Raw genomic sequence first — 15,952 nt, forward strand, 5'->3', positions numbered from 1 at the left:
CGATCCGCAGATCAATGCTCGAGTCCCGACCGCCAGAATGACTGGGTCACCGGTTCCAAAAGATATTGGAGCACTGTCCGCTTGGCCAGCGGGATCAGCACCTCGGCAGGCAAGCCGGGACGGATCGGCGACACGCCATCGGTGGCGTGGGTCAACTTCCGCAGTTCGCTGACGGGAACGCGCACCTCGCCCTCGAAAAAGCTGGTACCCGACCGGTCGTCGATCAGGTGATCGGCAGATATTGCGACCAGGGTTCCGCTGATCGGTGCCGTGGTGCGACCGTGGATGGAGGGAAAGCGGATTTTGGTCGGCATCCCGGCCCGCACGTCATCGGCATCGTCGGGCGCAATCTTGGCCTTGATGATGAGCTCACGATCCTGTGGGACGATCTGCATGATGGTCTGGCCGGGCGCGACCACGCCACCCACCGTGAACGCAGTCAGCCCAACCACTCGCCCCGAGGCAGGAGCACGCAGTATGCTGCGCGCCAGTCGTTCGCGTGCGGCACCAAGGCGCGGGCGCAGCTCATTCAGCCTCAACGCGACATCGCGGATCTCGTTGTTGACGTCTTTCAGCGAGTCGCGATCGAGCAGGGTGCTCTGCATGGCCTGCTCGCCGATGGCCTCCCGCGACTTTGCAATATCGGCGGCCTGCGCACCGAAATCGCCGTCGAGCCCTGCTGCCGCACGCTCGAGTGCGCGCAGCCTCGTCTTGGTGACATACCCCCGTTCCGCCAGAGAACGCAGTCCGTCGAGTTCGTCCACGATCGTCTTGCGCTGTTCACGGTTGGCGGTGCGCTGATCGGCGATGCCACCGATCTGCGCGCGCGACTGGGCGGCACGCTGGCTCAACACCGCTTTCTGAGCCGAAAGGGCGTTGCGTTTGACGCGCAGCACGGCGGCCTGTGTCGCCATCGCTTCTTTGGCCAGCGTCGCGTCGGCGGGTGCCAACAAGGTAAACTCCGACGGCCTCGATATTTCAGGAGCCCCGCGCTGTTCGGCGATCAGGCGCGCATTCTGTGCGGCGAGCATATAATATTCGCTCGCCAGCCCGCGCTCCTCGGCGGCGATGTCGCCGCTGGCAATTCGGAGCAGCGGCTGCCCCTTTTTGACCAGCTGATTGTCGCCGACGAATAGCGCAGCCACGGTGCCGCCCTCACGGTGTTGCACCGCCTGGCGATTGCCCGCGACTTCGACGATGCCTCGCGCGAACGCCCCGGCATCAAGCGGCGTGAGCCCGGCCCAGGCCAAAAAGCCCCCGAAAAACAGGCCACCCAGGATCATCGTCCAGCGAAGTTCCTGACGGATGCCGTCGTCGAACCGCGGCGCGACCGCAGTAGGTTGAGCGACGGCCAGCGAAACGGTCATTTCAGTGAACCCCCGGGCCGGCAAGTTCTGGAGTCCCGGTAATCTCGCGCGGCGTCGCACTTTTTCCACGCGTCGAGGCCGGTCGTTGGAGCGCCGCAAGCACTTGCTGATATTCGCCGAACATACTCATTGTCCCGTTCACGAGCAGGAGCAACCGCGTCGCATTGGAAAGCAGTTGTGCGCGGTGCGTCACCATGAGCACGGTTGCCCCGCGCGCCCGCACCGTACCGATCGCCTGCGTCAAAGCATTTTCGCCATCGGCATCGAGCGCCGAATTGGGCTCGTCCAGAACGAACAAGACCGGATCGCCATAGATCGCGCGCGCCAGCGCGACGCGCTGTCGCTGGCCGGTCGATAATTCCTCCCCGCCCCAGCCAATCCGTCGGTCATACCCACCGGGCAGAGCCACGATCAGCTGATGGACACCGGCAATTTCGGCGGCTTTCAATATCGCAGCCGTCACGGCTTCGGGTGCATCGCCCCGTGCCAAGGCGAAACGTGAGATATTTTCGGCAATAGTTCCGGGCAGCAAAGCAGCGTCCTGCGGCAAATAGCCGATATGGAGCGCCAGCCGTTCGGCTTCCCAGTCCAGCATGTCGGCCCCGTCGATGCGGACCATTCCGTGATCGGGCGTCAACGCACCGGCGATCACGCGCGCCAACATGGATTTTCCCGCACCCGAAGGGCCGATGATTCCGATCAACTCGCCCGGTTCGACATCGAAACTTATGTCGGCGAGCAGCGGACTGCCGCCAGGGTCGGGAGCATCCACACCCATGTCGCGCACCGACAAAGCACCATTCGGGACGGGAAGTTCGAACCGCTGCCCGGCAGGACAGATTGCAGGTGCATCGGTCAAAAGCGTGCCAAGCGACTGGATCGCTTGTCGGGCTTGTGTGATGCTTGCCCAGCTGCCGACCAGCGCCTCGATCGGCTGCAACGCGCGTCCCAGCAGCACCGACGAAGCAATGATACTACCGGCGGAAATTTGGTCCAGCACCGCCAGCCAGGCGCCAAGGCCAAGAGCAAGCGATTGCAACAACAGTCGACAAAACTTGACTGCCGAGGCGTAACGACCGTTCTCGACCTGCTGATACATGGTCAAATGCAGGCCCCGCTCGCGTTCCGCCCGCAGGCGACCGACGGTCGCTTTGCGCATCCCCAGCGCCCGGATCACTTCGGCGCGTTGGGCGATCCGCTCCTGCGCGGCGTAGGCGTTGCCCATGGCTTGCAATGCCACCAGGCCCGTCGCGCGATTGGCGCGCTCGTTCGCAAGGGTAATGCCGAGCAGGATGAACGAGGCGACCGCGGCCAGCAGGCCGATCGCTGGATGCACCAGAAAAGCAACGAGAATATACACCGGAGTCCACGGAATATCGAACAGCGCAATCGCCGATGTTCCGGCAACGGCCTGGCGCAGATTGTCGAATTCGCGCATTGCCTGTCGCGGTGCCCGACCCGCCAACCCCGCATCGCGGCGGTTCATGGTGTGATCGAGGATGGTCTGGGCCAGCTGATTGTCCAGCCGCACGCTCGCCCGCAGCATGACGCGACTTCGCAAAGCGTCGAGTGCCACCAGCGTTGCCAGCGCAAACGCGATCAAGACAGTCAACCAGATCAGTGTCGTCGTGCCCTGGGTCGGTACGACGCGGTCATAGACCTGCATCATGTAAATCGTCGGCGCGAGATACAGGATGTTCACCAGTGCGCTCAGCGCCGCGGCCAGCCGGAAATGGTCGCGACACGAAGCAACTGCCGCATCGAGTGCCGGCGGTACGGAAACTCCGAAAAGTCGCACTATTCGGACACCCGTGGCATCGTCAGCGCGCAGCAGTAGTGGAAAGGCGGTCGGCGATGGTGCATTCACCCTGATAGATGTGCTGCAGGTCCATCGATGCGGCATCCCTTACCCGCGTCATGAACAGGTGGGCGCGCCCGGCAGCGGGGTCGATCGGATCGATGATGATCATGCGCGACCATGACGAACCGACAACAGCCGACAGCATCTCGACACGCGTGGGCCAAAGGTCCACGACCCGGTTGAAAGTCAGAACGACCCCGGTCGTCAGGCCATCGGCGTCCAACAAAACCCTTGTGCGGGCATCCACGGGATCCGGGGCATCGGTCGGATCCGGCAATTCCCCCCGATGGACCGGGATCGGCGGCAGGCGAAGCACAAACTTGTGACGACCTTCCGAAATGATGTCGGCGGTCGTTTGCGGTTTGCCGGGGTCGATGTTGGTCGAGCGCCCCAGAATGCACGTCAGGTACCGGTCGGGCAGCATTGCACCCGCGACACTGGCTCCTTTTACAGCCGCGCTCGCCTGTGGCGAATAAACACTGAGCGCCAGCATCGCTGCCAACAGCACTGTCGGAACAGATTGTTTCACGAAAAGCCCTTGGTGTTGCCAACGAGAACAGGAGATCATCAGACCAAACCCGTCCATAGTATCTACGGCAAGTTGCCCTCAGCAGCAAGTCAGAATGTTCGCGATTGTGTCATCATAATGTAATGAATTGTTCGCAGTTATGTCATTTAGAAAGTAATGTTGAAGTGACTAACACGCACTTCAAAATCTATACTTGTTATGTGGCGGGCCCGAATAGTTTTAGCCAGTCGCCAGCAGTTCCTTTTTTTCAAAATTTCCCGAAAAATGCTGGGTCCCTGAAACCCGGCGCAACCCTAGTGCGATGCCGACCATCAGGCCCCAGTTCAGGCCGGGATCGGGCGACGGTGCCGAAACGAACGACGGGATCGACATCGCTACCACAGTCCAGGTCGCGGCGGCACCGACGTCGATGCGTGCGTCGCCCGTGCGCAGATAGGTCGACTGCTTCAGGGGCTTCAGCACGCGCAAGGTCTGAGCAGCAAATGTTGCCACGCCGATGACGCCCATCGAACCCAAGATCGCCGTCCCGAGACTGGATGATCGAAAGCTGCCGACGCCGACGCCAAGCCCGCCCGAGATCCAGAATGCCTCGATCCCTTGTTTGGCCCACATGATCCGGACCAGCGCCGATTCGGACTCCGATTTGTTGACCACCATCATGCGGTAAACCAGGTCGACAATCTTGAGGGACTCGGGGCGAACAACGAACAGCGACAGAATGGCAACCGCCGCACAAAGGACGCCGAGCATAATTGCGACCAGGTTCGTCAACGGGATCGTTCCGGGAAACAATATTTTTCGAAGCAACAGGATCGCAGCGTAACCGGCGAGGCCGACATAGGCCGTGGTTGACGTCGACACGACGAGCGCCAGCACCAGCACCAGCGACGCACTCCCCGTCCAGCGCCGGTCAATACCCCGCAGCCACATTTCGGTGGCGAAGACGAAGTAGACGAACCCATAAGCCGCGAAATTCGATGCCTCGGCGAAAATGCCGTTCATCCTGGCCAGGCCACCGATCTCCTGATCGACCTGGTTATACAGGGCGTTGCGAAAGAAATCGAAAACCGCCGTCAAGGGTGTCCCCGTCGCCGCAATGCCGACAAACCCGAGCGTTGCATGCGTGATCCCGACAACCGCCCCTGCCCGCGCAACGCGGGCTTCGGCACCACGGGACTGCACCGCGACGAAGGCGCAGACGGCACCCAGCATTGTTGTGAACAGATAGCCTGCTGACGTCAGATTTTGCGGTGTGAAGGACAGTGGGATCGTCGCAAAGGGGTCAGGCGTGAATACCGGCCGCAAGGGCGCGACGTCCATTGCGCCTGCAAAGATGATCGGCAGCACCAGCGCGCCAGCCACCCCATAAATCACGAAAAGCAGCAGCGGCAAATTGGCATCCAGCGCCGTACGCAATGCTCCATTCGGACGATGGGTCGGCATTATACAACGGATGGTCAGCAACAGCACCGCTTCGATCGATGGCAGCACCGATGACCCGGTTGACAGATAGAATGCCGCCGATCCGCCGAGTAACGTCGTCATCATGACAAAAACCAGCATCGTCAGCATCGAAGCGCGCAGCATCAGAATGCCACCTATGAGCGCAACCAGCACGCCGAAGATCGTGATTGTCATTGCTGCGCGCTCATCGACTCAGAAACCGGCTGCGCTTGCGACGGCGGCTCGAAAGCCCTCGTCGAAGCGTTCCGGAGCGAACCGCGCTGCATTGGCAACCGCGCGTTGCGGGTCAAAGTCGGGTAGCCAACGTTCGAAATCCTCGACCGCCGCGCACAAGGCATCGGGGGTTTGTTCGTCGAAGAAAATGCCCGTTTCGCGCGGGATGATGGAATCGGTTACGCCCCCTCGCCCGAACGCGATGACGGGTCGCCCGCTGGCGTTGGCCTCCACCGGGACAATCCCGAAATCCTCCTCGGGCGTGAACACCAGCGCGCGGCAATTGGCATAAGCGTTTTTAAGTTCAGCGTAGCTCAACCGTGCCCTGAACGTGATGTTCGGCTTGGCCAGGCGTGCCAGTTCACTCGCCTGCGGACCGTCCCCCACGACGGTCAGCGGCAAACCCAGCCGATTAAAAGCCTCGATTGCCAACGCCGCGCGTTTATAGGGTCGCAATTGGCTGACCCACAGATAACCGGGGCCGACATCACGGGAGACCGAAAACTCGCTGACCGCGACCGACGGGTGGACAACTGTCGAATCGCGTCGCCACGCGCGCTGGATGCGTTGCTGGATAAAGGATGAATTGGCGACAAAGGCATCGACACGGGCCGCCGATGTCACGTCCCATTGTCGCAACCGGCTGAACAGAACGGGCATCACCGTCCGGGACGCCCAGCCCGCCGTTTCAAGATATTCGTGGTAATGGTCCCACAAATACCTCATCGGCGAATGACAGTAGCAGAGGTGCAAAGCATCGGGCGCGGCGATGACGCCCTTGGCGGGTCCGGATTCACTGCTGATGACTAGGTCATAACCGCGCAGGTCGAGCTGTTCGAGCGCCAGCGGCATCAGCGGCAGGTATTTTTGATAGTGCCGCCGTGCTCCGGGCAGCTGGTCGATGAAACTGGTCTTGACGACGCGCTCGCGGATGACTTGCGACACGGCCGCCGGATCATAGACGTGGGTGAAGATGTCCGCCTGCGGATAAAGGTGGAGCAGGCGCTCGAGCACACGCTCGCCGCCGCGCATTCCGACCAGCCAATAGTGCACAATGGCAACGCGCTTGAACGGCGCGGTCCGCGCGGTCATGCGGGCTTGCTGGTGTAATAATTCTTGTTGCTCTTGGCGAAGATCTGCGGATCGCCGTCGCCGAAGCGCAACCGCTGGCGCAGGTCGATACCGTTGAGCACAATACCAAGATCACCGATCGCCTGAAGCGGCAACATTTTCAGCGCGGCGCGGACCATCCGGTCGCTCGTCGCCCGCCACCGCGTCACGACGATGACATTGTCGGCGAGAGTCACGATTTCCCGCGTTTCGGCGATCGGCAGGATGGGCGCGCAATCGAGGATCACCACGTCGAACCGCTCACGAAGCAGCGCGACAAGGCGGTGCAGCTTGCCTTTTTCCAGCAACCGGGTGCCCCCTTCGAACGGCGTCGTGATGCCGAACAGGGTGGCCCCGCCGAGTTGCGGCAACGGCGGGAACAGTTCCAGCGGTGCGACCCCGGCAAAGAGTTCGAGCAGGCCCGGCTGGCCAGCTTCGGCACCACAGGTGATGCTGAGGTTGCGCCGGATAACGTCGCAATCGATGATCGCCACTTTTTCATGCGCCATGGCCGCGACCCGCGCCAGGCAGGCGGCAATCGTGGTCTTGCCCTCGTCCGGGGACGCCGAGGTGACGGCGATCACCTGGTTGCGACTGTTGGTCGACTGACGGCTGGCGGCAAGGATACTGCGGATCGATTCGGTGAATGCGCCGCCCGGATGCGCCTCGATCGCCGCCAGCGGCAAATCGCCATGGGTCGGCAGCGATCGCAGCAAGGGGATGGAGCCGAGACAGCGGACGAGCAGGCGATGCTCCACCTCCTCCGCCGTCGTGAAGCCCGCATAGGCACCCTCGACCGCGATTGCTGTTGCGGTACCGACGAGCGCGCCGATCAGGAATCCGAGAAGTAGATTGAGCACCAGGTTTGGACTGCTGGGGCTGTCTGGAACGGCGGCTCCCGACAACAAACTCGAATTGGCCTGCTCTGCCCCCGACCGCGCGACGAACTCTTTGTAACGGTTCAGATAACTGTCGTAGAGCGCCTGCGAAGCCGTGGCCCGCCGCTCAAGATCGTCAAGGTCGACGAGCGCGCGATTGTTGCGATCCAGTTTGCTGGAAGCACCCCCAAGACTCCCCGCCAGCGAACCGAGCCGTGCCGAAGAAGCCTGGGCCTGCGCTTGCAGAGTACGGATGGCGCGCCCGACTTCATTTCTGATCTGCCCATCGATGTCGTCGAGCTGCTGCTTGGCCGACACGAGATCGGGATGCGACGGCAAATATTTTTCGGACAATTCGGCAACGCGCACGCTGAGCGCGGCGCGCTGGCCACGCAGGGCGATGACCACCGCCGACGTCGCGGAATCACCCGCCCCGCCGCCATTCCGCGCCGCCGCAAGGCGCGCCGCGTCCTGCGTCGCCTCTGCACGGGCGATCGCAACCTGTTGATTATAGGCGGAAATCTCTTGCTCGGTTAGCGACGTTCCCGACTTGCTCTGCAGGCTGTTCGAAATCCGATATTGCTGGACCGCGCGGAAGTCGTTCTGCGCCGTGACCCGCAGTGCTTCCATCCGATTGCGGAGGATGCCGACGGCGTTCTGCGTGCCCGCGACCTTTGTCGCGACCTGGTCGTTCGCGTAAATCCGGGCATAGCCGTTGGCGATTCGGGCCGCGAGCACGGGGTCGCCGTTGGTCGCGCTCAGCCGCAGCGCAAACGAATTGCCCACGCGCTTGACAGTAAGCCCGCCCTGAAGCTGGTCGATCGCGGCCTCGCGCAATTTGGGTGCCGTCATCGCGGCCGAACCCGACGACGCCGACGCCAGCCCAACCGATCGCAAGAGCCCGTTGATCCGCCCGGTCCCGGTAAGCTGGGCAACGAAGTCCTGATCCCTGGCGAGCGCAAGCTGGTCAAAGACCTTGCCGGTCAGATCGCGTGACTGGATGAACTGGATTTCGGTTTCGACCTGCTCCGATCCGCGTGGACGGTTGTCGGCCGCAGGATCGGTGCTGGGCGTGATGGTTTCCGCGGTGGGTTTCAGGAGGATGTCGGCGTTTGCGGTGTAAAGGCGCTGCGCGTTCTGGGTGATCAGCACCGCCAGCAAGAGGCAGATGCCGATGATCGTGGCAATCATCAAGATCTGGCGGCGAATCAGCGAAAGCAAGGCACGCAGATTCAGGCGATCGCTGTCTCCGTCGGCCGCAAACTGCAGGGCAAGCGGCGTCGGCGGGCGCCCTGCCAGTTCGTTACCCTGATATTTCGATGGAAGATTCACTGCTTCACCCTTCAGTCTTTACACGACGCATCGGCCAAGCGGCGCGTCATAGATTGCCCGTCAGTGCCACGCCGAGCGAAACACTGTGAAAACCACTCAATCGTTTGCTGTCCGAACTGCTTTTGCCCTGGAGCCGACCATAGGCCGAGGCTGAGAGGTGCGGGCCAAAGCTGTAGCGACCCGTCAATACTGTCGTGTCGGTCGTCGTCCGCAGGCTCAATTCGCGAAAATTGTCCCGCTCACGGTCCACCGCCAGGCTGAATCGCAAGGCGCGCAGCGGGTCGTAATAAATGTTCAGACCGGCATTTCGGCGATCGATGCCGGCGACCGTCGTCAACCCGGAATTGACGATATCGCGTCCTGCCTGAACCCGGATGCTCAGCAGCGCCGTCGGATACCAGTCGACCGTCGCGTCATAGGTGAAACCGCTCAAGTTCTTGAACTGAGGATTGCCGTAACGCTGGCCGCGATATCCGAGCCCGATTTCACCGATGATAAGCCCGTTAATCTCTGCTCGCGCACCGGCCAGCAACGCATATCGGCTAGCGTCGCGGCTGATCGCGGGATTTGAACCGAGCGAGTTGGTTTTCGTAGCCGACCCCGCCACGAATACCGAAAGCGTAGGAGCAATCGCCAGATTGGCGCGCGGCGCGATCGAAATTGCGCGGGTGTCGCGGAACGACTGGTCCAGCAACCCGCCCCGTGTCAGCTTTAGCGGCTGATAGGTCCTCTGGACAACGCTTCCCGTCGTTGACACACCGATCCGGCCGAAATCGCTGCGTGCGGTCCACGAGGCGCGCAACAGCCGCAGCTCGGCTGGACCCGCCCCGATCACATTGGTCCCGGACGAACCGCGTGTCTCGATATCGCGCGCATATTGTGTTGCCCAGATTCCCTCGGCACCGTCACCGAATTCCAGCCGCCCGCCATAAATAAGGTCGATGGTCTCGCTGTTTTCGGACATGAGCTTGGTAAAGCGGCGGATGTTGGCCCGCGCTGAAAACGTGGCGCTATGGGGCCCGAAACTTCCCAGGATCCGGAACGATGGTGCGATGGCAAAGACTGCATCACTCTTCCTCTTGTCCGCGGTATTGAAAACATTCGATTCGAAACCGGCCTGCGTGGTGACTCGCAGGTCAGCGATCAACGGTCCCAGGACGACGGGCCTTGGTTCATATTGGGGCTCGAGCCGAGCGCCGGCGACGTCGCTCCTGAACAGTATACCGTCACCGCCCGACATGATCTGAGCACGCGCCGATCCAGCGGTCGCAAAGCCAATAAGCATGAGCAATGCTTTGGGTGCTGGCCTTGAAAACGCTCGCATCGATGGCTGATCCCGGAACCCCGCAGACCAGACGCGCTAGTCTCCGAGCCCCCGTTCGGCCTGTAATATGACGTTAATGTTACGAGCGCGCCGCTGAAGAAGATGTTTCCAGTAAACCGCGACGCTGCGGGCGCGCTGGCGTGGACCCGCGCCACTGCCGATTACGAACACCAGCCGCAACGCCGACAGCAGAAATTTCCAGCGTCGCTGTTCAAGGACACCGTCGCGGCGGACGCCCGAATAGGGAACGCAGCTTAGCCAGGGCAGGCGAAACCGGTCGAGTACGGCGTAGATGTCGTCCTCATAGCATTTGCCGCCCGTGAACCCGTTGGCAGCCTTGGCGGCGCCGACCGGACGGGTGTGCCAGACTGGAACATCGTCGATCACCGCGAAATCTGTCGGCGCGGCCGCAACAAGGTTGCACCAGACCAGATCGATCCCGCTTTCATAGCCCATGGCGTACAGCGGGCGAATCGCCTGGAATGTGGACTGGCTGAATACCGGGCACATCATCTCGACATAATTCACATGGCGCAGGCGAAATGCCGGATCGCGCAACAGGCAGGCATAGGTAAAGTGGCTCGCCGTCGTCAGCGCAGGCTGGGCGATCTTGAAGTCGTGCTCGTGGATGATCGCAAATAGCCGGTTAAGCGCATCACCGTCGATCGACAGGTCATCATCGAACACCGCAACATGGTCATATTGTTTGATATGGTCAGCATGAGCATCAAACAGCGCCGCATAGCCTGCGACCTTGCTGCCTGGACGGTGTTCAAACCACATGTTGTCCAGGCCGGGGTCGGCAACCCGGGCATCATAGGCCGACAGCAGCACGTCGAACCGCCGCCCCGACGCGGACGTCAGCCATTCGGAGTGCAGGCTGTTCCGCCCGACGCGCGCTATCAGCAGATACGGGTTCGACGGGTTCGGCATGGCCGGGCCGATAGGGGACAACGCGCGCGCTCGCCAATGCTTTCGTGGCCGACCCGACAAAGACCCGTCACCTCAAACCCGTCACCCCGGCCTTCGCCGGGGTGACGATCGATGGGCGCAGGCTTGCCTGGAGGATTTTTCACGAATCGTTGCGGAGGGGACTGCTATGCGGCACTGGCGCGCCGTGCCCATACCGAAACTTCCTTTGCGCCTGCTGGGCCTCAGCGATGTCTACCATCGTTGGTGGTGGCAGCGGACGATTGCGCGGCGATCGGTGCTGACAGACTGGAATGAAAAGCACGTCGCAATCTTTGTCCACATTCCAAAGACTGCCGGAACGTCGATCCTGGCGGCACTGGGGGCGGAGCCCGTCTTCGACACCCACGCCCCCGCCCGCGCCTATGCCCGCGCTTACCCTGAGTTTTACCGGCGCGCCTATAAATTCGCGTTTGTCCGCAACCCCTGGGATCGATTTGCCTCGTCGTTCCACTTCATGAAACATGGCACAGAGTGGCCGATGCAGCAGGAATGGGCGCGCCGCCATATCGGCACTATGGACTTCGCCGAATTCACGCTGCGCCTGCGCAACCCGCTTTTTCGCGCCACCGTTCTGTCCGAACGCTTTTTCTGGGCGCAGACGATCTGGCTTGGTGGTCTGGGCAACGCGGGCGGCGTCGATCAGATTTTTCGTTTCGAAGAAATCGACGCCGCCACCAGCGCCCTGTGCGCGCGTTTCGCATTGCCGACGCCCGCCACCACGCCGCATTTGCGACAGGGAGCCAAGGCGGACTTCCGTCGTCTTTATAACGGGCCGATGATTGACGTGGTCACCAAACTCTATGGTCCTGATATTGCAGCGCTCGGCTATCGATACCCCGAATAGTCATCGTGATTCATGCGGTATCCTTGGCTTTTCTACACAGCAATGTGTTAGAGTTCTTGTCGGATAGCCGTCACATCGTCTTTGAACTCAAGCCAGGACGAACAATTGCGAGTCATGGCATGACGTTATTGGAACCAACCGGCGCGATGGCCCGCTGGCGACCGGCAACTTGTCCCGCCGCCCGGGCTGGTTGGTGAAACCGCACGTCATCCACGCGTCGCTTTGGGCAATGGTCGGCAGTGGCCTGCAATATATCACGCTGTTCGGGCTGCTGGCCTATCTGACGCGTATCCTCAGCCCGCGTGATTTCGGATTGATGGCGACGATTGCCATCGGCCTCGACCTCGGCATCCGGCTGGCGCGCTGGGGACAGATCGAATTGTTGCAACAGCCGGGAAATCGCAACGATGCCGCCCGTAACCACGCGTTTCGCCTGTCGATGATGAATGCAGTCGGGGTGGCCGCCCTGTTCGTGGTCGCGGCCTGGCCGGTCAGCCAGTTGTTCCAGTCGCCCCAGCTCGTGACGATGTCATTGCTGTGCGCACCCGTCGTCCTGCTGTCCGCTGCCAATGCCACGCCCGAGGCGATCCTGCGCAACGAATACCGGTTTCACCAGCTCGCCTATCGCAACATGGCCAGCACGCTGATCGGCGGCGGTGTTGCCGTTTTCCTAGCGAGGCACGGCTATGGTGCAATCGCCCTTGCCGCCCAGCAACTGGTGCAGGCGATTATCGCCAGCCTCTGGGTGTGGTCGGCGGTTTCTTGGCGGCCAAGCCTTGCCCGCACCTCGAAACGCTCGGACGAGCTGGCCAGTCAGGGTGCCAGCATCATGGTCGGGTCCATGCTGCCCCAACTTGTCCCGCGGTCGTTCGACCTGCTCGTCGGGCTGTTGATGGGGCCGATCCAGCTTGGCATCCTGCGCGTCGCCTATCGCTTCAATGATTTTATCGGCCAGATGGTTTGGGTTCCCTTGAACGGGGTTGCCAGTGCCCAGCTTGGCGAGGTCGCTGACGATCCCCCCGCAATGCGCTGGTCCTATCTCCAGTTGACGCAGGTCAGCGCGGGCCTGACCTGCCCGGTCATCGTCGGGATCGGTCTGGTTGCACCCGAAGCCGTGCCCATCCTGTTCGGCGACACCTGGAGCCCCAGCATCCCCATCGTCCAGGTTTCGGCGCTGCTCGGCTTTGTCATGCCGATCAACTTCTATTTTGCACAGGCAATGATCGCGCGCGGAAAGCGGCGGGTCGTGATCCGGCAGGGGCTGGTCGATGTCGTCGTCGGGGTGGTGCTGGCCACCATCGGGGCCAACATCTCGCTGGTCGCGGTCGCCATCGCCAGCGTCGTACGCAGCGCTATTACGGGCGTTTGCAATACCGTGGACCTGCGCATTCACCTCGACCTGCCCTTGCGCGACATCGCCCGGACGCTCGCGCCGCCTTATCTGGCGAGCGTGGTGATGACCGTCGCCGTCCTTCTGACGCGCATGGGCCTGAGCAACGCGCCGGGGCACGCGGCAATGCTCGCCATCCTGTCGCTGGTCGGGGCCGCCGCCTATATCGCAACCATCGCGATTGGCGCGCGGCTCCGGCTATGGCCCGACTATCGCACAGCCTTCGAGCGGCTGTTGCCCCGGGTGCTCGACCGATTCTGAGAGGTCAGGCCGCGCCACTGGCCGGTGCTGCTCCCCATTCCTCAACGCGCACGGCGGCGTCCAGCTTACGATACGTCGCCAGCGCCTGGGCCACAACCTGGTCCATGTTATAGTAGCGATAGGTCGCCAGCCGCCCGACGAACACGACATTCGGCTCGGCATCGGCCAATGCCTGATAACGCTTGAACAGGCGCTGGTTTTCGGGACGCGGAATCGGATAATAGGGGTCGCCTGTCGCGCTGGGATATTCATAGGTGATGCTGGTTTGCGCACCCGTCTCGCCCGTCAGATATTTGTATTCGGTAATCCGCGTATAGGGCACGTCTTCAGAGGGATAGTTGACCGTGGCGACCGGCTGGAACACTTCGCGGTTGATCGTTTCATGGACGAAAACCAGCGAACGATACGGCAATGCGCCATAACAAAAGCCGAAATACTCATCGATCGGCCCGGTAAAGACCAGCGATCCATAGTCGTAAGCATTACGGATCTCGCGATAATCGGTGCCCAGCAGAACGTCGATATTGGGATGGTCGAGCATCTGCGCGAACATCGCGGTGTAGCCCTTTGCGGGCATCGCCTGGAACGTGTCGGTGAAATACCGGTCATCGACACTGGCCCGCGTCGGCACCCGCGCGGTCACTGATTTGTCCAGCTCTGCGGGATCGAGGCCCCATTGCTTTCGCGTATAGCCCTGGAAGAACTTCTGGTAGAGTTCACGACCAACCGCCGAAACGACAACGTCTTCCGAAGTCTCGACCACATCGACCGGTTCGGCCCGCGACGTCAGCCATGCCGCCGCCTCGTCGTCGGTCGCCAGGTCCAGCCCATAGAGCGTGTTGATCGTCGTGCGGTTGATCGGGATCGGCACCAGATGCCCATCAACCGCACCCAGCACGCGGTGTTCATAGGGGCGCCAAGAGGTAAACTGCGACAGATAGTTTTTAACTTCGGCCGAGTTCGTGTGAAAGATGTGCGGCCCGTACTGGTGCATCAGCAACCCGGCATCGTCGCGCCGGTCATAGGCGTTGCCGCCAATATGCGGGCGGCGATCGACCACCAGCACCCGCTTGCCGCCGTCCGCGGCCAGCCGTTCGGCCATGACAGCCCCGGCAAAGCCCGCGCCGACGACCAGATAGTCATATCGTTCGCGCTTGTTTTCACCCCATACCGACGCCGACGAGATAGGATGAATGGCCTTGGACGTGGCCGCGACATCGACAATCAGCGCGTTCATCCCGGCATAGGTGACGGTCCAGCTGAGGTCGGAAATGGCGGCATCGGCCTCATCACGCCCGGCCCCTGTGGCCGCCTGTGCGATGGCGGCGTCGCAGGCGGCAACAAAAGCCTCTGCGCTGTCGGCGATATGGACGCGGGCCAGATCGCCGTATCCGGCCACGACGTCGCGCACGGGGGTAGAAACGACCGGCAGCCCGCCAGCAAGATATTCGGGCGTCTTTGTCGGACTGATGAACCGAGTCGCCGCGTTGATGGCAAACGGCATCAAGGCAACGTTCCAGCCCCTCAGATAGCCGGGCAATGCGTCATAGGACTTGCCACCGGGATAATGGATGTTCGGTGCACGCGGCAGGTCGGCAACGTCGATCTTTACGACCGGGCCAACCATCACGACCTGCCAATCGGGCCGCAGGCGCGCCACTCCGGCAATCAGGTCAAGGTCGATGCGTTCGTCGATGACGCCGTAATAACCCAGCACCGGCCCGTCGGACACGACTTGATCGGCAGGGACCGGCAAAGGTCCGCGCGCCGCCGCGAAATGCGGCTGGTCGACACTCGACGGAAAACAATGCACCGCCGCATGACGGTCGCGCTTGGCCTCGTACAGGCTTTGCCCGCCGGTAAAAACCAGGTCGGCAAGATCCAGCAACTCATTTTCCAGCGCGAGCAGATTGGCAGGCGCGAACCGGAAGGCGGACAATTCGTCCATACAGTCATAGACGACCACATCCGCGTCGATATGCCGCGAAAACGGCAACATCATCGGCGTATAATACCAGGCGACCGGCGGTTTCTCCTCGCTCGCAAGTAAAGTATCGAGCAAGGCACCAAGCGCGACCAGTTGCTGCGCATCGCTAAGGCCATCGGGCAAGTGCGGTGTGACCACCATGACACCCGATTTCGGGCAGGTTGAAACGTCCAGCAGTGGCGCATTACCCTCGGTAGCGCGCACCGTCTCCTCCCAGAATACGACGCGCCGATCCTGCGCGAACAACGACATGAGGTGCTGGGGACGCTGATGGACGAAATTCCAGCGCAAATGGCTGAAACAGATCAGCGTTTGTCGCACGGTCTTGGCAGCATCGGACCGAAAATTGAGCGAAGCGCGCGCCGTGGTCATGAACTTCTCCTGAATTAAATCACAAGCCGCTTGAACCTTTTTGCATTG

The 15,952-nt window shown here is 61.7% G+C and carries 11 protein-coding genes; 2 read left to right on the forward strand and 9 right to left on the reverse strand.

All coding sequences use genetic code 11. From position 1 onward, the window contains the following. Positions 1-11: 11 nt before the first annotated feature. From Q0R02_RS07790 to Q0R02_RS07825, 8 genes are all read right to left on the reverse strand, one after another. Positions 12-1,367 carry an HlyD family type I secretion periplasmic adaptor subunit gene (locus Q0R02_RS07790; protein WP_293882176.1) on the reverse strand — a complete coding sequence of 452 codons (1,356 nt, stop codon included), beginning with the start codon at positions 1,365-1,367 and terminating at the stop codon, positions 12-14. A gap of 1 nt (position 1,368) precedes the next feature. Beyond that, positions 1,369-3,165 carry a type I secretion system permease/ATPase gene (locus Q0R02_RS07795; protein ID WP_293882177.1) on the reverse strand — a complete coding sequence of 599 codons (1,797 nt, stop codon included), beginning with the start codon at positions 3,163-3,165 and terminating at the stop codon, positions 1,369-1,371. Positions 3,166-3,187: 22 nt separating this feature from the next. Next, positions 3,188-3,757 carry a hypothetical protein gene (locus tag Q0R02_RS07800; protein WP_293882178.1) on the reverse strand — a complete coding sequence of 190 codons (570 nt, stop codon included), beginning with the start codon at positions 3,755-3,757 and terminating at the stop codon, positions 3,188-3,190. A gap of 219 nt (positions 3,758-3,976) precedes the next feature. Continuing rightward, positions 3,977-5,395, reverse strand: coding sequence for a glycoside hydrolase (locus Q0R02_RS07805; protein ID WP_293882179.1), 1,419 nt, complete (start codon positions 5,393-5,395; stop codon positions 3,977-3,979). Positions 5,396-5,413: 18 nt separating this feature from the next. Then, on the reverse strand, positions 5,414-6,526 hold the full coding sequence (locus Q0R02_RS07810) for a glycosyltransferase (RefSeq protein WP_293882180.1): 1,113 nt from the start codon (positions 6,524-6,526) through the stop codon (positions 5,414-5,416). Further along, on the reverse strand, positions 6,523-8,754 hold the full coding sequence (locus Q0R02_RS07815; RefSeq protein WP_293882181.1) for a Wzz/FepE/Etk N-terminal domain-containing protein: 2,232 nt from the start codon (positions 8,752-8,754) through the stop codon (positions 6,523-6,525). The genes Q0R02_RS07810 and Q0R02_RS07815 overlap by 4 nt, the downstream gene beginning before the upstream one ends. Before the next feature lie 46 nt (positions 8,755-8,800). After that, positions 8,801-10,039: an outer membrane beta-barrel protein gene (locus Q0R02_RS07820; RefSeq protein ID WP_293882182.1), complete on the reverse strand. Its 1,239-nt coding sequence runs from the start codon at positions 10,037-10,039 to the stop codon at positions 8,801-8,803. Positions 10,040-10,114: 75 nt separating this feature from the next. Continuing rightward, entirely contained in the window at positions 10,115-11,032 is a 918-nt protein-coding gene (locus tag Q0R02_RS07825) for a DUF707 domain-containing protein (RefSeq protein WP_293882183.1), read from the reverse strand. Between the two features lie 145 nt (positions 11,033-11,177). Between Q0R02_RS07825 and Q0R02_RS07830 the strand changes: the two genes are divergently transcribed. Continuing rightward, the gene (locus tag Q0R02_RS07830) at positions 11,178-11,894 is read left to right on the forward strand and encodes a sulfotransferase family 2 domain-containing protein (RefSeq protein ID WP_293882184.1); all 717 of its coding nucleotides are present in this window, start codon (positions 11,178-11,180) and stop codon (positions 11,892-11,894) included. A gap of 169 nt (positions 11,895-12,063) precedes the next feature. Next, positions 12,064-13,545: an oligosaccharide flippase family protein gene (locus Q0R02_RS07835; RefSeq protein ID WP_293882185.1), complete on the forward strand. Its 1,482-nt coding sequence runs from the start codon at positions 12,064-12,066 to the stop codon at positions 13,543-13,545. A gap of 4 nt (positions 13,546-13,549) precedes the next feature. Here the strand turns inward: Q0R02_RS07835 and glf are convergent, their stop codons facing one another. Further along, positions 13,550-15,904, reverse strand: coding sequence for a UDP-galactopyranose mutase (glf, locus tag Q0R02_RS07840; RefSeq protein ID WP_293882186.1), 2,355 nt, complete (start codon positions 15,902-15,904; stop codon positions 13,550-13,552). Positions 15,905-15,952: the final 48 nt, after the last annotated feature.

The organism is Sphingomonas sp., from assembly GCF_025353885.1.
Lineage (GTDB): Bacteria > Pseudomonadota > Alphaproteobacteria > Sphingomonadales > Sphingomonadaceae > Sphingomonas_O.

Bases quoted from the DNA above. Each gene is read 5' to 3' on its own strand.
- Q0R02_RS07790 (WP_293882176.1), bottom strand. From the start codon at position 1,367: ATGACCGTTTCGCTGGCCGTCGCTCAACCTACTGCGGTCGCGCCGCGG.
- Q0R02_RS07805 (WP_293882179.1), bottom strand. From the start codon at position 5,395: ATGACAATCACGATCTTCGGCGTGCTGGTTGCGCTCATAGGTGGCATT.
- Q0R02_RS07810 (WP_293882180.1), bottom strand. From the start codon at position 6,526: ATGACCGCGCGGACCGCGCCGTTCAAGCGCGTTGCCATTGTGCACTAT.
- Q0R02_RS07820 (WP_293882182.1), bottom strand. From the start codon at position 10,039: ATGCTTATTGGCTTTGCGACCGCTGGATCGGCGCGTGCTCAGATCATG.
- Q0R02_RS07830 (WP_293882184.1), top strand. From the start codon at position 11,178: ATGCGGCACTGGCGCGCCGTGCCCATACCGAAACTTCCTTTGCGCCTG.
- glf (WP_293882186.1), bottom strand. From the start codon at position 15,904: ATGACCACGGCGCGCGCTTCGCTCAATTTTCGGTCCGATGCTGCCAAG.